Origin of the sequence: Kutzneria sp. NPDC051319 (assembly GCF_040682195.1) — a bacterium.
Taxonomy (GTDB): domain Bacteria; phylum Actinomycetota; class Actinomycetes; order Mycobacteriales; family Pseudonocardiaceae; genus Kutzneria.
In genome coordinates this window covers 214,135-230,653 of sequence record NZ_JBFBAM010000008.1, presented here as the reverse complement: position 1 = coordinate 230,653, position 16,519 = coordinate 214,135, and the positions used below count along the sequence as shown (strand labels likewise).

General features: G+C 70.7%; 14 protein-coding genes. 8 read left to right on the top strand and 6 right to left on the bottom strand.

The window, feature by feature from the left end; translation table 11 throughout:
* Window positions 1-7 precede the first annotated feature (7 nt).
* The gene (locus tag AB0M73_RS10815) at window positions 8-337 is read right to left on the bottom strand and encodes a hypothetical protein (protein ID WP_363889661.1); all 330 of its coding nucleotides are present in this window, start codon (window positions 335-337) and stop codon (window positions 8-10) included.
* 840 nt (window positions 338-1,177) lie between these two features.
* Here AB0M73_RS10815 and AB0M73_RS10810 point away from each other — a divergent pair.
* Window positions 1,178-1,825, top strand: coding sequence for a hypothetical protein (locus AB0M73_RS10810; protein ID WP_363889658.1), 648 nt, complete (start codon window positions 1,178-1,180; stop codon window positions 1,823-1,825).
* A 2-nt stretch (window positions 1,826-1,827) separates the two neighbouring features.
* Here AB0M73_RS10810 and AB0M73_RS10805 read toward each other — a convergent pair whose 3' ends face one another.
* Together AB0M73_RS10805 and AB0M73_RS10800 are read right to left on the bottom strand one after the other, a co-directional pair.
* Window positions 1,828-2,247, bottom strand: coding sequence for a roadblock/LC7 domain-containing protein (locus AB0M73_RS10805; protein ID WP_363889655.1), 420 nt, complete (start codon window positions 2,245-2,247; stop codon window positions 1,828-1,830).
* A 13-nt stretch (window positions 2,248-2,260) separates the two neighbouring features.
* Window positions 2,261-4,864 (bottom strand): ATP-binding protein, encoded by a 2,604-nt coding sequence (locus tag AB0M73_RS10800; RefSeq protein WP_363889652.1) that lies wholly within the window; start codon window positions 4,862-4,864, stop codon window positions 2,261-2,263.
* Between the two features lie 628 nt (window positions 4,865-5,492).
* On the opposite strand from AB0M73_RS10800, the gene AB0M73_RS10795 reads away from it, so the two are divergent.
* The 5 genes from AB0M73_RS10795 (at window position 5,493) to AB0M73_RS10775 (ending at window position 10,031) form a co-directional block, all read left to right on the top strand.
* Entirely contained in the window at window positions 5,493-6,536 is a 1,044-nt protein-coding gene (locus AB0M73_RS10795; RefSeq protein WP_084580769.1) for an ABC transporter substrate-binding protein, read from the top strand.
* A gap of 49 nt (window positions 6,537-6,585) precedes the next feature.
* A complete protein-coding gene (locus tag AB0M73_RS10790; RefSeq protein ID WP_363889648.1) occupies window positions 6,586-7,371 on the top strand; it encodes an ABC transporter permease subunit in 786 nt (261 codons plus the stop codon).
* The gene (locus AB0M73_RS10785; protein WP_363889645.1) at window positions 7,368-8,189 is read left to right on the top strand and encodes an ABC transporter permease; all 822 of its coding nucleotides are present in this window, start codon (window positions 7,368-7,370) and stop codon (window positions 8,187-8,189) included. Before AB0M73_RS10790 ends, AB0M73_RS10785 begins: the two co-directional genes overlap by 4 nt.
* A complete protein-coding gene (locus AB0M73_RS10780; protein ID WP_363889643.1) occupies window positions 8,173-8,946 on the top strand; it encodes an ABC transporter ATP-binding protein in 774 nt (257 codons plus the stop codon). Before AB0M73_RS10785 ends, AB0M73_RS10780 begins: the two co-directional genes overlap by 17 nt.
* 125 nt (window positions 8,947-9,071) lie before the next feature.
* A complete protein-coding gene (locus AB0M73_RS10775) occupies window positions 9,072-10,031 on the top strand; it encodes an LLM class F420-dependent oxidoreductase (protein ID WP_363889745.1) in 960 nt (319 codons plus the stop codon).
* A 126-nt stretch (window positions 10,032-10,157) separates the two neighbouring features.
* Here the strand turns inward: AB0M73_RS10775 and AB0M73_RS10770 are convergent, their stop codons facing one another.
* Complete coding sequence (locus AB0M73_RS10770; RefSeq protein WP_363889641.1) at window positions 10,158-10,613, bottom strand: DUF5709 domain-containing protein; 456 nt, start codon at window positions 10,611-10,613, stop codon at window positions 10,158-10,160.
* A 126-nt stretch (window positions 10,614-10,739) separates the two neighbouring features.
* On the opposite strand from AB0M73_RS10770, the gene AB0M73_RS10765 reads away from it, so the two are divergent.
* On the top strand, window positions 10,740-11,603 hold the full coding sequence (locus AB0M73_RS10765) for a hypothetical protein (protein ID WP_363889639.1): 864 nt from the start codon (window positions 10,740-10,742) through the stop codon (window positions 11,601-11,603).
* A 51-nt stretch (window positions 11,604-11,654) separates the two neighbouring features.
* Window positions 11,655-12,554, top strand: coding sequence for a hypothetical protein (locus AB0M73_RS10760; protein ID WP_363889637.1), 900 nt, complete (start codon window positions 11,655-11,657; stop codon window positions 12,552-12,554).
* Between the two features lies 1 nt (window position 12,555).
* Here the strand turns inward: AB0M73_RS10760 and AB0M73_RS10755 are convergent, their stop codons facing one another.
* Together AB0M73_RS10755 and AB0M73_RS10750 are read right to left on the bottom strand one after the other, a co-directional pair.
* Complete coding sequence (locus AB0M73_RS10755; protein WP_363889635.1) at window positions 12,556-15,372, bottom strand: NACHT and WD repeat domain-containing protein; 2,817 nt, start codon at window positions 15,370-15,372, stop codon at window positions 12,556-12,558.
* 77 nt (window positions 15,373-15,449) lie between these two features.
* Window positions 15,450-16,517, bottom strand: coding sequence for a hypothetical protein (locus AB0M73_RS10750; RefSeq protein WP_363889632.1), 1,068 nt, complete (start codon window positions 16,515-16,517; stop codon window positions 15,450-15,452).
* Window positions 16,518-16,519: the final 2 nt, after the last annotated feature.

Here is a 16,519-nt window from a genome sequence, read left to right as displayed (position 1 = left end):
CGGCCGGTCAATCCGGTTTTAGCCCCGCCTGGCCCATCCGGCCCCGACCCGCCGCGCGCCTGCCCTTGTCGTCAGCCCCGGCTACCTGGCCCGGATCGACGTCTACCAGCGGAACGACCGTGAGGTCCGGCCGCATCCGCCGAGCGCGTCCGAGGTCGGGCGTCGGTGAACCCTTGACGTTGCTGAAGAACAGGGCCGGGGCGCTGCCGCCCATGCGGGCGGCGGCGTTGGCCGCGGCGTCGACATCGGGCTCGGGCAGAACCTCGTCGGTGATGGGCAGCAGCTGGCCCTCCCGGTCCAACACCTCCAGGAAGCCACGGAGATCGTCGCACGGCATGGCGGAAAACGCCTCACGAGTGTCAGGCGACCCGGGCCGCACGCATGCCCGGCCACCGCTCGAGATCGGGGGCGGGCAGGTCGGCGAGCAGCCGCACGCTGAAGACGGAACCGGTGGCCCGGACACGTGGCGGACACTGTGACGCGCTGTGGCGGGCACTGGACCTTCTGGACAACCGGTACCGCCAGCGGAGTGAGGCACCGTCGGAGATCCACGTGAACATGTTGCGGCGTCTCCGATCTCTCCGGCCACGACGACCGGCTCACCTGAAGGGATGACCCCGTGCGACCGGTCCCGGGCACTGAGCGGCCGGCGGGCAACGGCCCTGTCTCAGGCGGGATTTAATGGCGCGATTGCGTCATGAAAGTGCATGGGGCGCTTTCATGGGGCACCTGCAAATAGCTAATCCGTAACCTGTCCGACCGTCGGACGTCTCCGTCCGACTCCGTCCGGGTGACGGAAGGCACCGTTCGTGGGCTGCGGAAATGCGATCGTGCACGTGCAGCTGCACCATCATGCGGCAATTCCTTCGAGTGAAGCGAGGTCATTCACCTTTTCTGCCTATTCCCGAAACGGCATCTCTCGTCGAAACTGAACGCGTTCCCGGGGGCGTGAGGAGGCCGGTCACCGATGGAGGAAATTCGGCGAATACGGGATGTGGACAACGAGCAAATCGCACAGGACGTGCCGTCCATTCGGGTGCCACCGGAGGCGGCGCAAGTGGCCACCGGAACGTGTGTCGACGTCCGGCCGCCGGATGATCGCGCTCTGGTTCGACGGCCACGTCCGATCCACAGGTCCCAAAGCCTGGCCGACGCGCGGCGGCCCGAGGAAAACGCGGTGATCGCGAAAGTCCGGCCTCAGCTGCTGAAACTGGCCTGGCGTTTGTTCCGGGTGATCGTCGGCGGCGCGGCAATGGGCGCCGGACTGGCCCTGATGATCCGCGCCCGGCTCGGCGCACAGCCGTGGGACGTGCTGCACCTGGCCCTGGCCAAGCTGCTCGGCGTCTCCCCGGGCACCGTGATCATCGGTGTCGCGCTGCTGGTGCTGCTGTTCTGGTGGCCGCTCAAGCAGCGCCCCGGCCTGGGCACGGTGGCCACGACCTTCCTGCCCGGCATCGGCTGCGACGTGGTGCTCTCGCTGGTCCCGACGCCCGAGGCCCTCCTGCCGCGGGTGGCGCTGCTGGCCGGCGGCATCGTGGTCTTCTCCGTCGGCACCGCGCTGGTCATCCGCGGCGGCCTCGGCCCGGGCGCCCGCGACGGCCTGATGACCGGCGCCTGCGCCCGGTGGGGCCTGAGCGTCCGCACCGTGCGCACGACCCTGGAGCTCAGCGTTCTCGTGCTGGGCCTGCTGCTGGCCAACCCGATGCAGGCCATCAGCGCCGGCACCGCGGGCCCCGGCACGCTGGCCATCGCGCTGACGCTGGGCCCGCTGATCGGCCTGCTGCTCAAGCAGCAGTTCAAGCGGCGGGAGGCCACTCCCTCGTGACGTCAGTTCTGGACGGCGGCCGCGATCAGCTGGGCCCGCAGCTCGGGCGTCAGCCGGCTGGCCATGCGCTCCACCAGCATGGACATCTCGTACGCGACGACGTCCATCTGGCAGTTGGGCGCGGCCAGCACGGCCAGGCAGGACCCGTCGCTGATCGACATCAGGAACAGGTAGCCCTGCTTCATCTCCACGATCGTCTGCACCACGTCGCCGTAGTCGAAGCACCGCGCGGCGCCCTTGGCCAGGCTGACCAGGCCGCAGGCCACGCTGGAGACCTGCTCGGCCCGGTCGGACGGCAGCGCGTGGGAGCCGGCGAGCAGCAGCCCGTCGGCCGACACCACGACGGCGTGCGCCACCTCCGGCACGCGGCGCACGAAGTCGCTGATGAACCACGCGAAGTCGCCGGGTTCCTGGTTGGTCATGCTCGCTCCACTCTCAGCCGCGGGTCTCGGCCAGGTCGTCGCCCGTGCTGTCCAGCGCGTGCCGGCGGGCCCGGCCGAGGCCACGCTGGAAACCGGACAGCCGGCTGCGGGTCGTCTCCGGGCTGCGCTCCGGGAACTGCGGCGGCCGCGTCTCCTGCACCTCGGGCGCGGCGCTGCGTGGCGCGGCGGAGCCGGGCACCAGGTGCTTGTTGGGCACGCGTTTGGGCAGGCCGACCGCCGTGATCTGCTCGGCCGCCGGTCCGTTGAGCTTGGTCCGCACGGTCAGCCAGGCCTCGTCGGCCGGCGAGATCCACGACTCGTGCCGGTTGACCGGCGCGGGCGGCGGCTTCATCGGCGGCAGGCTGGTCTCGACGGGGTCGAGCTCGGCGATCGGCAGCGCGGGCAGCGGCGGGGCGTCGGGCTCGTCGACCGGCCACTCGTCCATCACGACCGGCTGGAACCAGCGGGAGAGGACTTCTTCGTAGATGGGCAGCCGGGTGGTCGGCTCGGGCTCGGGCTCCTTCACCGGCTTCGGCTCGGGCGGCGGCCGGAACAGGCTGCTGCCGTTCTGGGCCGGGACCGGCACGTGAGCGGCCAGGTCGGGCTGGGTCTCCTCCAGTCGGGTCGGCCGGCGGACCAGCGGCGTGTCGACCCGCGCGTCTTCCTCGCGCGGCGGGGCGAGCAGGTCGGCCGGCACGGTGATGACGGCCTTGGTGCCGCCCTCGATGAAGTCGCCGCTGCGCAGCCGGACCTTGATGTTGTGCCGCTGGGCCAGCCGTCCGACCACGTAGAGGCCCATCCGGCGCGCGACCGTGACGTCGAAGTCGGGCGGGTCGGCCAGCTTGTGGTTGGCGGCGTCGAGCTCGTCGGTGGTCATGCCCATGCCGGAGTCGGAGATCTGCATGGCCAGCTGCCCGCCGCGCAGCTGCCGGGCCGCGATCGTGACCGTGGTCGAGGCCTCCGAGTACGTGGTCGCGTTGTCCAGCAGCTCGGCGATCAGGTGGATCAGGTCCTTGACCGCGCGGCCGTGCACCAGCGCCGTCGGCAGGCCGGTGGCTTTGACCCGGGCGTAGTGCTCGACCTCGGAGATCGCCGCGCCGACCAGCTCGGCCAGCGGCAGCGGCCGGACCAGGGCCTTGGTCAGCCCGGTGCCGGACAGGATGATCAGGTTCTCGCTGTTGCGGCGCATCCGCGTGGCCAGGTGGTCCAGCACGAAGAAGCGGGCCAGCTGGTCGGGGTCCTGCTCGTTCTGCTCCAGCCGGTCCAGCTCCGAGAGCTGCCGCTCGACCAGGACCTGGCTGCGCCGCGACAGGTTGACGAAGATCGCGTTCACGTTGTCGCGCAGCACCGCCTGGTCGACGGCCATCCGCACGGCCTGGTCGTGCACCAGGTCGAAGGAGCGGGCCAGCTGCCCGATCTCCTCGCGGCTGAACACCGACACCGGGTCGACGGCGTTCTTCGCCGCCTCCACCGGGTCCTCGTCGGCGAGGATGCGTTTGAGGGTCTGCGGCAGGCGGACGTTGGCCATGTCCAGGGCTTCCAGCCGGAGCCGGCGCAGTGGCGTGAGCAGCGACCACGCGATGACGAGCATGAGCCCCAGGGCGATCATCAGCGTGCCGAGCAGGGCCGCGATGTCACGGCCCGCGGCCGCCGCCGCGTCGCCGGCCAGGGCGGAGGCCTGAGCCCGCAGCTGTCCGATCAGGCCCAGCTCGACCTGGTGGAACTTGTCGTTGGCGATGGTGCTGGCGGTGGTGAACGCGTGGATGTCGATGTTGAGCGGGGCTGTCGGGCTGGCCGTGAGCAGCGCGGACTGCTCGATCAGGTGGTCGGCGTCGACGTCGGAGCCGCTGTAGCCGTCGCTGAAGGCCTGCCGCTCCTGGCTGTTCGCGACCGCCGTGAAGTCGGTGACCGACGCCGTGAACGCGGCGTTCGAGGAGCGGGCCCGGTCCTGGTTGAGCGAGGACTGGAACGAGTTGTGCGCGGCGGCGATCTGCAGCAGCGCGTCGAGCTGGGCGATCTGCTCCTTGGCCGAGTCGAGCGTCTGGGCTGCGGTGCTGACCCGGGACAGCTCCTGGGTTCCGGCGGCCGCGGTGACCTCGCGGCCGACCTGCACCAACGTGTCGATCACGGACGTGTACTCGGTGAACAGGGCGTTGTCCGGATAGACGCCGCGCTGGGCGAGCACGCGGAGGGTGGTCAGCGTGGTCAGGCCGTCGACGGCCCGGTTGTACCGGTCCATGGCCCCGGCGTCGGGCAGGTTCAGCTTGGCCACGGCGCCACGCAGTTCGGCGATCGCGCCGTTGGTGCGGTCGAGCTGGGTGGCCAGGGGGCTGCCGGCTGCCGAGCTGGTCGCGGCCGCGCCGGTGACCATGAGCACCCGCTCCTTCTGGAGCTGGTGGACGACCTCGGTGATCTGCCGGGCCACGTCGACCTGGGCCACCGTGCGGTGGAAGTTGTTGGCGTTGTCGATCTCCGACTGCACCCGCAGGCCGCCGAGCAGCAGGGCGGCCAGCGTCGGCACCAGCAGCACCGCGCCGACCTTGGTCCGCAGCCGCCAGTTGCGCAGCCGCCATCGTCCGCCGGCCGAGCCGCCGGGCCCTGGTCGTCGCCCCCTCACCGGCCCACGGGGCTGGTGGAGGTGATCGCTCGACTCGTCGTGGGACACCCGACGCTCGGACACTTGCTCACACGCTCCCCTGGTCATCCGAACAAGGACCCGTCAGGCGAATCGGAGTTCGAGGGTGGATGTCGCGGCCCTTTTGTCGACAGTTGACGATCTGCACCCGAAAGGTTTCGGACCGGCCGGATGCAATTGCACCGGAGCTTCTTAACACAGCTGGGGACCCCGTTGTGACGCGCGTCGGGGTGACGTCCCACCAATGGCGGCTGGCCGCTCCAACGGTTGTCGCCGCAAGCAGAACGGCGTTTCGGCACCACGAAGGCCGTTTTCGAACGCCGTGCCGCCGGTTTTCGGCTTGATCACGTCGAGTGAATTCACCCGCATGGACGCCATGGCGTCTGCTAGAGCGAATCGGTTACTGGCACGATGACTCGGCGTTTCGGCGTAAACCGTGCGCCGAAACGGACCCGGTCCGGGGCTGTGACCGCAGGATTTCCGCTCTGTGGACGTATGTGCCGCGTGGATGACGGTATTGCGGATGTCGCTAGAGTCTCGTCCGTCAAGGCGTGATCCGCATCACGTCAATTGTGAATTCGATCCACGAGTGGTCAGGAGAAAGATCGACATGACTGATCCACGCGCCGGTGCGACGGTGGGCAGGCCCTGGTCGCGGCGGCTGTTCCTGTCGGTGACGGCGGCGGCCGCGGTGGCCGCGGTGGACTCCGGCTGCAGCCTGCTGGGCGGCTCACCGAACACCGACGTCAAGGCGGCCGGCAACGAGACCCTGGAGAAATCCAAGATCAACGTCTCGCTGATCCCCTGCACCGACGTCGGTCCACTGTGGCTGGCCAAGAAGAACGGCTACTTCGCCGCCGAGGGCCTCGACGTCACCCTGGTCAACAAGCCCAACGGCCCCGGCGTGATCAGCAGCGTGTTCGGCGGCGACGCCGACTTCGGCTTCGCCACCTACCCGGTGCTGGTGCAGGCCCAACTCAAGACCAACGGCAAGCAGAACCTCCGGGTGGTGGCCGACGCCTCCGCGGCCAAGCCCGACACCACGGCCGTCGTGGTGAAGAAGGGATCCGCGCTGAGCCGGGCCGAAGACCTCAAGGGCAAGCGGATCGCCGTCACCGCCCGCGGCACCATGGCCGACCTGGCCGTGATGGCCGGCCTGCGGGCGGCCAAAGTGGACTGGTCCACCGTGGACTGGAAGCAGATCGGCTTCGCCGACATGCTGCCGAAGCTGGAGAGCGGCGAGATCGACGCCGCCTTCTTCGCCGAGCCGTACGTGACCATCGCTCAGGCCCAGGCCGGTGTCACCACGGTGTTCCAGCCGCTGACCGGCGCGCTGGACGGGATTCCGCTCAGTGGCTACATGGCGACGGAGAAGACGACGCAGGAGATGCCGAAGACCGTCGCGGCGTTCCAGCGGGCGATCCGCAAGGCGCAGACCGAGGCCGCCACGCAGCAGGGTGACACCGAGGTCAAACAGACCATGGTGGACAACGCCAACGTGCAGCCCGACATCGCGCCCGTCATCCACCTGCCGTCCTACCCGATCTCGGCCGACCCGACCCGGTTGCAGCGGGTGCCGGACCTGATGCAGCAGTTCGGGCTGATCAACCAGAAGTTCGACATCAAGCCGATGATCCTGCCGCAGCTGAGCTGAGGGACGGAGAAAAGCGTTGGACCACACGGCAACGCGCCGGCACCGATCGGTGCGCCCCTGGGGGGCGGACCGAGAACGGTGGCGGCCGCGCGCCGCGCTGCGGGGACTGGCCGGCGTTCTGATCCTGTTGCTGGGGTGGGAGGTGGCGGTGCGGGCCGGCGCGGTCCCGGCCGACTACCTCCCGCCGCCCTCGGTCGTCTTCCCGCAACTGGTGGACATGCTGGTGGATCCCGCCTTCCTGCTGGCGGTGGTGGCCACGGTGCTGTCGTGGGCGATAGCGCTGGCGCTGGCCATCGGGATCGCGGTGCCGGCGGGTCTGGCACTGGCCAGCGTGCACTGGCTGCGGGTGGCCAGCGGGACGGTGGTCGAGTTCCTGCGGCCGATTCCGGCGGTGGCGCTGGTGCCGCTGCTGGTGGTGTCCATCGGCGGCGGGCCGACGACCAAGATCGCGCTGGCGGTGTTCGCCGGGCTGTGGCCCATCCTGTTCAACACCATCTATGCCTTCGCGGAGATCGAACCGTTGCAAGTGGACACCGCGAAGGTGTTCGGCGCGGGGCGGCTCCGGGTGCTGACCCGGGTCGCGCTGCCCAGCGTGGCGCCGTTCGTGCTGACCGGAGTGCGGCTGTCGGCGGCGATCGGGCTGGCGGTGGTGATCTCGGCCGAGATGCTGACCGGGGCCGGCGGCGGCATCGGCCAGTTCATCCTGGCCGCCGCCAGCGGGGCGACGAGGATGGACCGGGTCCTGGCCGGCGTGGTGGTGGCCGGGGTGCTCGGCTATGTGATCAACGCCGTCCTGGAACGTGTGCACCGGCGGTACTTCGGGTGGCAGTCATGAGTCGATTCCTGGTGCGCTGGGGCGTTTTCCTGGCCGTGGTGGCCTGTTGGCAGGTCCTGACGACGCTTGCCGATTATCCGTACTTCCCGACGCCGCTGGAGATTCTGGACGCGGCCCGGCAGATGTGGTTGTCCGGCACGGCCGCGACGCTGTTCCTCAGCCCGGACGCCGTCGACGCCCTGGTGCCCAGCGTCGGTCGGCTCGTGGGCGGCTGGTTGCTGGCGGTGCTGGTCGGTGTGGTCGTGGGCACGGCTTTGGGGCTGTCACGGCGATTCCTCGAGTACACGGGCCCGGTGTTCGCCTTCTTCCGTTCACTGCCACTGCCGGCATTGGTGCCGGTGTTCGTGCTGCTGTGCCGGCTCGGGACGCAGATGGTGGTGGCCGTGATCCTCTTCGGAGCGGTGTGGGCCGTCCTGCTGAACACAGTGGACGGTGTGCGGACGGTCGACCGGGTGCAGATGGAGACCGCGCGGGCGTTCCGCGTGCCGGCCACACGGCGGCTGCTGGGCATCGTGCTGCCGGCGGCCCTGCCGAAGATCTTCGCCGGGCTGCGGGTGAGCCTCTCGCAGTCGGTGACGCTGATGGTGGTCGCCGAGCTGTTCGCCGCCAACGGCGGCCTCGGCGGCGAACTCCGCGACGCGCAGGACCAGTTCGACTTCGCCCAGATGTGGGCGGCGGTCGCCATGATCGGCGTGCTCGGCTACACCCTCAACACGCTGCTGCTCGCGGTGGAGCGGCACGCGTTGGGCTGGCATCCCGCCGCGGGCGGTCGTCGCCCGCCGGCCAGAGCAGGAGGACACCTTGTCGACCATGCTTGAGTTGGCTCGGCTGAGCCATGTCTACGGCGGCGATCACGCCGCGATCGCCGAGCTGTCGTTCACCGTGGACACCGGTGAGCTGGCCTGCATCGTCGGCCCCTCCGGCTGCGGCAAGTCCACCCTGCTGCGGGCCATCGCCGGGTTGCTGGCCCCCACCAGCGGTTCCGTCTTTTTGCACGGCAGGCCCGTTCGCGGCGTGCCCGACGACCTGGCGGTCGTGTTCCAGGACTACAGCCGATCGCTGTTCCCGTGGCTCACCGTCCAGTCCAATGTGGAGTTCCCCCTGCGGGGGCGGGTCGGGCGCACCGAGCGTCAGGACCGGGCCCGGTTCGCCCTGGCTCAGGTGGGACTGGCCGGCGCCGCGCACAAGCATCCGCAGCAGCTGTCCGGCGGCATGCAGCAGCGCGTGGCCCTCGCCCGTGCCCTGGCCTACCGACCTTCACTGCTGCTCCTGGACGAGCCCTTCGCCTCCGTCGACGCCCAGACCCGGTTCGAGCTGGAGGATCTGCTGCTTCGCGTGCACGCCGAGCAGGGCACCACCATGCTGCTCGTCACCCATGACATCGACGAGAGCGTCTACCTCGGCGACCGGGTCCTCGTCCTGTCCGGATCACCCGCCCGCGTGCTGGCCGACCTCACCGTCGACCTGCCCCGCACCCGGGACCAGATCACCACCCGCGAGTCCGAGCCGTTCGTCGAACTCCGCTCCGAGGTCGCACGCCTGCTGCGGGGCACCCCGATCCCCGTGGCCTTCTGATTTCCCGCCCGGACCGGGAACCTGCCCGGTCCGGCCGGGAAATCGCCCCGGCCGGCCGGGACGGCGCGCCTGGTTCGGCCGCCGGACAGCGGGTACCCGCAGCGTGACGAGCACGAGGAGGCACGCTGATGATCGGGTACACGCTGATGACCGAGCAGGCCGGGCCGCGGGCGCTGGTGGAGCACGCCGTGCATGCGGAGCGGGCCGGGTTCGACTTCGAGGTGATCAGTGACCACTACTCGCCGTGGCTGGTCGAGCAGGGGCACGCGCCGAACGCCTGGGCGGTGTTGGGGGCGATCGCCCAGGCCACGGAGCGGGTACGGCTGATGACGTACGTGACGTGTCCAACCATGCGTTACCACCCCACGGTCGTCGCGCAGCAGGCGGCAACGGTGCAGCTGTTGTCGGACAACAGGTTCACGCTGGGACTGGGCGCGGGGGAGAACCTCAACGAGCATGTGGTCGGCCAGGGCTGGCCGCCGGTGAATGTCCGCCACGAGATGCTGGGCGAGGCGCTGGAGATCATCTCCCGGCTGTTCAACGGCGGCCACGTGGACTTCGTGGGCCGGCATTTCCGGGTTGACTCGGCCAAGTTGTGGGATCTGCCGGAGCAGCGCGTGCCGGTCGGGGTCGCGGTGTCCGGGCCGCAGTCGGTCGAGCTGTTCGCGCCCAGCGCGGACGCCATGATCGCCGTCGAGCCGGACGCCGACCTGTGCCGGCAGTGGCGGAAGGCGGCCCCGGACGCGGACCGGATCATCGGGCAGCTGCCGGTGTGCTTCGACCGTGACGAACTGGCCGCGGTCGTCCGGGCCCACGAGCAGTTCCGGTGGTTCGGCGGCGGTTGGAAGGTCAACTCCGAGCTGCCGGGACCGCCGGCCTTCGCCGGGGCGACGCAGTTCGTGCGGCCGGAGGACGTCGCCGCGTCGATCCCGTGTGGGCCGGAGGTGAAGCCGATCGTCGAGGCGGTGGCGAAGTTCCAGGACGCCGGCTTCACCGACGTGGCGCTGGTCCAGATCGGCGGCGACCACCAGCGCGAGTTCCTCGACTTCGCCCGGGAGGAGCTGCTGCCGGCGCTGCGGGCCTGACCGGCATGGTTGCGGAGCAGCACAACCACCGGTTCACGCACCCCCGCGAGTCCCGCCTACCGTCACACCGAAAGCACGAATCCGTTTCACGCGTTCGGTGTGACGGTGAGCGGGACTCGCGGGGGTTCAGTCCTCGTCGCGGATGATGTGGACGGCGGCTTCCTCGGCGGAGGCGCCGGCGCCGTCGATGCCGACGTCGACACCGAGCAGGTCGGCGTCCCACTCGCCGCCGCCGACACTGGCGGCGTCGGAGGCCACATAGGACTCGCTGACCAGGCGGCCGGCGCGGGCGTCGCCGACCTCGTCGTAGTCGCGGAGCTCGCCGTCGGAGTCCGAGACGTCGCCGAGACCGTCGTCATCGTCGGAGTCGCCGGCGCCGAACTCGGGGACCTCGCGGGCGAGCCGGTCGTCCAGGGACTGGCCGTCGTGCTGCTCGCGCGGGGTGGTGCCCCAGTCGTCGAGCACCCAAGGCTTCTCGGCGGGGGAGAAACCCTCGTCCAAGGGGTCGCCCGGCCCGCCGTCGAGGGTGTCCGAGGCATCGAGCTGCTCGAACGCGTCGTCGTCGAACTCGTCGCGGTCCATGAGGGCGGCTCCCGTCGTACTCGGTGTGGCGCGAGCCAGGATAGTCGCGTACGCCGGAACGCGTAGTCCGCAGGTACGTCCTGCGTGCGATGTCTGCCGGCCGGTCACGGCCCTACCGTCGACGCCATGAGGATCGAACGCGCGTGTTACCTGGTGGCGGCCGTCCTGTTCGCCAGCGGCCTGGCGCACCTGGGCGTGCAGGCGATGCTGGGCGGCCCGTGGGACGGCCCGGTGTCCTGGCGCAAGCCGGCGGACTTCGGCATGGCGTTCGGGCTCACGCTCTTCGCGGTGACCTGGGCGAGCACGTGGATCGACGTCCGGCCCCGCCGCGCGGTGCTCACCGGCTTCGCGGCGGCCTCGGTCGTCGAGGTGGTGGCGATCTCGGTGCAGGCCTGGCGGGGCGTGCCGTCGCACTTCAACGCCACGACGCCGCTGAACGCCGCCTTCGCGTTCAGCGCGGCCGGCGGCGGCGCGGTGATCATCGTGACGACATTGGCCCTGCTCAGGGCGGCTTTCCGGCCGTCGGACGCCACGCGCGGGCAGCGGCTGGCGGCGCAGGTGGGCTTCGGCAGCCTGCTGGTGGGCCTGGTCATCGGCGCGGTGATGATCGCCATCGGCACCGCCGAGGCCCGCACGGTCTCCCTCGACGCCGCCTACGACGCCGCGGTGGTGCTCGTGCCGGCCCACGCGGCGGCGATGCAGGGCATCCTGGTGTTGCCGATCCTGGCCTGGCTGACCGGTTTCACGTCCTGGCCGGAGGCCGTCCGCACCCGCGTCACGGCCCTGGGCTGCGCCGGCTACCTGGTCTGTGCCGGCACGATCGTGTTGGAGGCGTTCCTCGGTTTCGACGGCTTCGACCCGGCGAGCGCCCCCGTTCTCGGCACCGTCGTCGCGGCGGCCGGGGCGGCCCTGCTGGTCGGGGCCGGTGTGGCGACCCTGGCCGGCCTCGACCGGGGGAGCCGGCTTCACCAGACCGCTGCGAGTCGCTAGGGTCCTGGGCCAGGCGATCTCTGGGGGGACAGCATGCGTAAGCACGCGTGGATGACGGCGCTCACAGCCGGTGCGCTGGCTTCGACGATGATCACCGGCACGGCCAGCGCGGGCGAATGCGCCTGGACCGGCACGGCCCTGCCGCACGACGGCGACGCCATCGCCCAGGTCCAGGCGGCCGGCGACATCCTGGGCTTCGGCGACGGCCATCTGCTGCGCTGGAGCAACGGCGCCGTCACCTCCACCGCCCTGCCCGACGGAGCCACCCAGCTCCAGCTGCGCGGCGCCGACAGCGCCGGCCGGACGGCCGGCACGATCAACTCCCCGAGCCACGCGATCACCGTCCGGGACGGCAAGATCACCGAGTTCTCCCTGCCCGCCGGCGCGAGCAACGGCGAGGCCAAGGGCATGAACCAGCGCGGCGATGTGGCCGGCGTCGCCACCGGGCCGGGCCCGCAGCAGCGGCGCTATCTGGTGTGGGCCAACGGTTCGACCGGCCCGACCGAGGTCCTCGTGCACGCGGACCAGTTCCGGGCCCTGTCCGGCATCGCCGACGATCGTCGCCTGCTCATCGACTGGGCCACCACCGACGGCCACACCCGCGCCGCCACCTTCCTCGCCGGTGGCGCGACGCTGCTGGCCCTGCCCGCCGGTGCCACGGATTCCTCGTCCACGGCCGTCGCCGGCAGCTGGATCATCGGCAAGGTCGGTGGGCAGTCCGTGGTGTGGGACCCGAGCGGCGCCCCGCGCCTGCTCCCGGCCGGCTTCGACGCCGTCTCGGTCAACCGCTCGGGAATGGTGGCCGGCCGCTACGACGACCAGGTCGCCGTGGTGACCCCGGACAACTCCGTCCAGGAGCTCGGGGCCGGCAGCGAGCTCGGCTCCGTCGCCGACGACGGCACGGCGCTGGGCGCGGCCGGCGGTGTGCCCACGACGTGGTCCTGCCGCTGACTCACTGCTGACATGGCATCGGCAGCACGTCGTTGGCCGCGAACGACGGCCACATCTCGGCCACGTGCGGCTCGTTCTCCTTGAGGTGACCGCAGATTCCGGCGATCGCCGAGCCGACGTCGAGCGTCACCGCCAGCTGCGTCTCGGTGGTGATGATCGTCAGCCGCCGGTCCGGCGAGACGGCGGCGGCCAGCACCTGGCCCTTCCAGCCGGACAGCGCGGCGTACTCGTGCGGGTGGTGCGGATCGCGGATGTCCCACACGGCAATGCCGTTCGCATCGTCGGGCAGGATGACGTATGTGCCGTCTCGGCTGAACACGGGCTGGAGAGTGCCGCCGCCGGCGGGCACCGGCTCCTCGACCTCCTTGACGTCGCCGTCTGGCTGGACCGTGTACATGCTGATCGGAACGTGCGGATCGAACGCCCCCATCACGACGGTGCCGCCGTCCGGCGACAGGGCCATCGGGGGTGCGAGCATGTCGGACCGGGTCGCCAACGGCAGTTGGGTCGGGGCGGAATCCGTGGCATAGACCCGAATTCCGTCCCCGCGCTCCATCGACCGCACCGCGACCCGGGGCGCGTCGGCGGCGAACGCGGCCTGGCCCCAGGAATTGGCGAAGGTTCGCACGGGCACGGTGAGGTCGTTGACATTCCACAGTTCGAGCTGGGGATAGCGGGAGACGTCCTGGCGCCAGTTCGCCGTCGTCTCGCCGATGGCCAGTGTCCGACCGTCGGGGCTGAACGACAGATAGGTCCGCCGGCCGGTCCACGTGCGCTGGAGAACCGGGTCCCCGGCGGTGTTCCAGAGGTCGGTGACATCGTCCTGATAGGACACTGCGACGTGTTTTCCGTCCGACGCAACGGCAATCGACTCGACGGTCGCGCCGTGCGCGGGAATCTCCTTGCGTGGCCAGTCCGCAGGCTCGGGGGCCAGTGCGATCGTCGCCGTGTCGGTGACCGACGCCGAGAAGGAGCCCGTTGGATCGAGCACCGCCATGGTCCGCGGGGTTCGCGGCGGCGTCGTCCAGCCCTGGTACCACCAGCGGAACAGCTGCCCACGGTGCTGCGGTGTCGGATCGGACTGGTAGTCGGCGACCGCCAGCGCGGCGACGTCCGTCGGGTTCATCGGCGACTCGCTCAGGACGGCGGATTCCACCTGCTGCAACGTTTCCCGGTGCAGGGCGTCGGCGGTGCGGCCCTGCTCACGCAGCGAGTACGCCGTCGTGCCGGACACCGCGACGAGCAGCACCACCAGCAGGACGACCAGACGGACGAGGCGGCGGGACTGGCGGCGGCTGGTCGCGGCGCTGGCGTCGAGGAACGCCCGCTCGTCGATGCTGAGCCGGGTCCGTGTCCGTTGCAGCCAGTCCTGGGTGAGCGCGAGCCGGGCGCCCCGGTACAGGGCGCCGGCGTCGCGGTTGAGCGCCTTCCACTCGGCCGTGGCCTCGGTCAGCAGGCGGTGGGTGCGTAAGCCCTCGCGGTCCTCGCCCAGCCAGTCCCGCAGCCGGGGCCAGTGACTGATCAGCGCCTCGTGCGTGATTTCGACGTGGTCTTGGTCGACGGTGATGAGGCGGCTGGCGGTGAGCGCGGCCAGCACGGCCTCGCTGCCAGCGTCCAGTTCCGCACGGTTGAGCCGGCGTTTGGTGTCCTCGTCGCCCAACGCGACCAGCCGGAGGAACACCTGCCGCGCCACGGCCTGCTGCTCGGCGTCGAGGCGGGTGAACACGGCCTCGGCGGTGCGGGCGATGGCGTGCTGAATGCCGCCGGCGGCCTCGTAGGCGGCCAGCGTCAGCGCGATGCCTTGCCGCCGTTGCCACGTCTCGCGTAGGGCATGCGACACGAGCGGCAGGGCGCCGGCCTCCTTGCCGGCGTCGGCGAGAATCCGGTTCACCAGCGCGGTTTCGATGGTGAGGCCGGCGTCGGTGGCCGGCCGGGCGACGGCCTCCCGCAGCTCCTCGGGGGTCATGGCGCCGACCAGGACCGTGCGGTCACGAAGCGCCTCGCGCAGCGCGGGAACGGATCCGCAGTGCCCGAAGAAGTCGGCCCGCACGCCGAGCACGACCCGCACCCGGCTGCCTTCCGCGTTCGTGGCGTGCACGAGGGCGTCGATGAAGGGAGCCTGGTCGGCACCGAGGGTGAAGACCTCTTCGAACTGGTCGACCACCAGCAGCAGGTCTTCGCGCCGGTCGGCCAGCGCCTGGCTGATCCGCCGGTGCAGGCCCGCGCGGTCGGCGGCGAACTCGGCGCGCAGGACGGCCGGGGACTCGCCGACCAGGTCGGACAGCCGGGCCGCGCACTCGTGGAGCGGATCGGGGCCTGGCGTCAGCACTACCACGGGGCCGGTCACGGCCGCCGCCAGACCGGCCCGCAGCAGCGACGACTTGCCCGAACCGGACGCGCCGAAAACACCGATGAATCGGTGCTCGCGGAGGCGGTCGAGCAGTTCTTTCCGCAGGTTTTCCCGCCCGAAGAACCGGTCGGCGTCGGAAATCTGGAATGCCGCCAGCCCGGGATACGGGGACCGTTCCGTATCCGGTTCGAGGCGCGATGGCGCGAGGTGATCGGCCACCTTGCGCCAGCGCGTCGCCCATTCGTCGGTGTCGCCCTCGCAGGCGGTCACAAAGGCCAGCGTGACCGCCTTGCTCGGGAACTTGCGCCCGCCCGCCGCCTCGCACAGCACGGCCGTCGAGTAGTTCGCCAGCTTGCTGAGCTCCCGGTACGTCGGATTGCCGGCCCGCCAACGCAGCGTGCGCAGATCTGCGGCGAATCTCAGCAGTGGAGTGTCGCCCGCGTCGAGCGGGCGCTCCGGTCGCGCCATCCCTACCTACCCCCAGATCAGGTGTCGACAGCGATGTTTGCCCCGGTCACAGTTATCTGGCAACCAATCACCGACACCTAATAATCCCCGAAGGCCCGCAGCCGCAGGCGGACCGCTTCGTGGTCGGCGAACCAGGTGGCGTACTCGCCGTCCATCGCGGCTCCCGCCGCGCACCACTCCGGCCGGTTGAGCACGTCCAGGTAGCGCCGAACCAGGTCGTCGGCCTGCGCGGCCGTGCATCCGCGCTTCTCGGGATCGGCGGCCAGGCGGTCGGCGATGACGGCGGCGTCGATATAACGCCGTGTGGACGGTTCGAGTCGGGCGAAATGGGTGGCGTGCGCGGTGAGCACGGCGAAGGCCGGCGGATAGTGTTGGAGAGTCGTGCCCATTCCCTCGCAGTCGGCCATTATTACCAACAAACGGCCGGTGTGCTCGATGAGTTCGTCGTCGGTTTCGCCGGTGGTGATGGCGTGATGGAGCTGGGCGACAGTGGCGACCTGTCCGGCGAAATAGCCGTTGAGATAGTCGCCGTCGCAGGAATGGCGCAGCAGCCAGCGGCGCGCTTGGGGGGCCGTCCAGTGTCGGGCGAGCGATCGCACGACGTAGACGCGTCCCCACCCGGCGACCCGCTGGGCCAGCCACAACAGTGTCTCGGCGGCGCCTTCGCGTCGGTCGAGCGCCCTGGCGGCCAGCGGGCCGAAGTGGTTGGACAGCAGGCCGATTGTCCGGATGAGGGGGATGTCCTCCTCGTGCCAGTCGGCGGCGAGCAAGGCCAGACCGACCGTGACCGCGCACCGGTCGGCAGCGTGCCGCACCAGCCACCGGCCGGTTTCCCACACCCGCTGCCGATCGGCGCGAAGCGCGGCGGCTTCGATGTGCTCGTTGGGATGGATCGGCACGTGGACGTCGTGAAACGCCTCGGCCAGGGCGCTCGGCGGTGCCGCGGCATCGGCGAAGTGGCGATCTAGCAGGACGGCCACATCGGCTCCGATGAACCGCGGGTCCTCGCCGCGCCATCGGCGTCCGCCGTGGCGCTGCTCGTCCGGGAACGGTTGGCCGTCGCGCGGGAGCGGCTCGTCGGGAGTGAGCTCGTGCAGGCGCAGGGCGTGGTCGTACAGCGTGTTGTCGTGCTGGGCCGCGCTCATCC

Excerpts from the sequence above, each read along its gene's own strand:
- AB0M73_RS10815 (WP_363889661.1), bottom strand. The coding sequence starts at position 337 with ATGCCGTGCGACGATCTCCGTGGCTTCCTGGAGGTGTTGGACCGGGAG.
- AB0M73_RS10805 (WP_363889655.1), bottom strand. The coding sequence starts at position 2,247 with ATGACCAACCAGGAACCCGGCGACTTCGCGTGGTTCATCAGCGACTTC.
- AB0M73_RS10795 (WP_084580769.1), top strand. The coding sequence starts at position 5,493 with ATGACTGATCCACGCGCCGGTGCGACGGTGGGCAGGCCCTGGTCGCGG.
- AB0M73_RS10785 (WP_363889645.1), top strand. The coding sequence starts at position 7,368 with ATGAGTCGATTCCTGGTGCGCTGGGGCGTTTTCCTGGCCGTGGTGGCC.
- AB0M73_RS10770 (WP_363889641.1), bottom strand. The coding sequence starts at position 10,613 with ATGGACCGCGACGAGTTCGACGACGACGCGTTCGAGCAGCTCGATGCC.
- AB0M73_RS10765 (WP_363889639.1), top strand. The coding sequence starts at position 10,740 with ATGAGGATCGAACGCGCGTGTTACCTGGTGGCGGCCGTCCTGTTCGCC.
- AB0M73_RS10760 (WP_363889637.1), top strand. The coding sequence starts at position 11,655 with ATGACGGCGCTCACAGCCGGTGCGCTGGCTTCGACGATGATCACCGGC.
- AB0M73_RS10755 (WP_363889635.1), bottom strand. The coding sequence starts at position 15,372 with ATGGCGCGACCGGAGCGCCCGCTCGACGCGGGCGACACTCCACTGCTG.
- AB0M73_RS10750 (WP_363889632.1), bottom strand. The coding sequence starts at position 16,517 with ATGAGCGCGGCCCAGCACGACAACACGCTGTACGACCACGCCCTGCGC.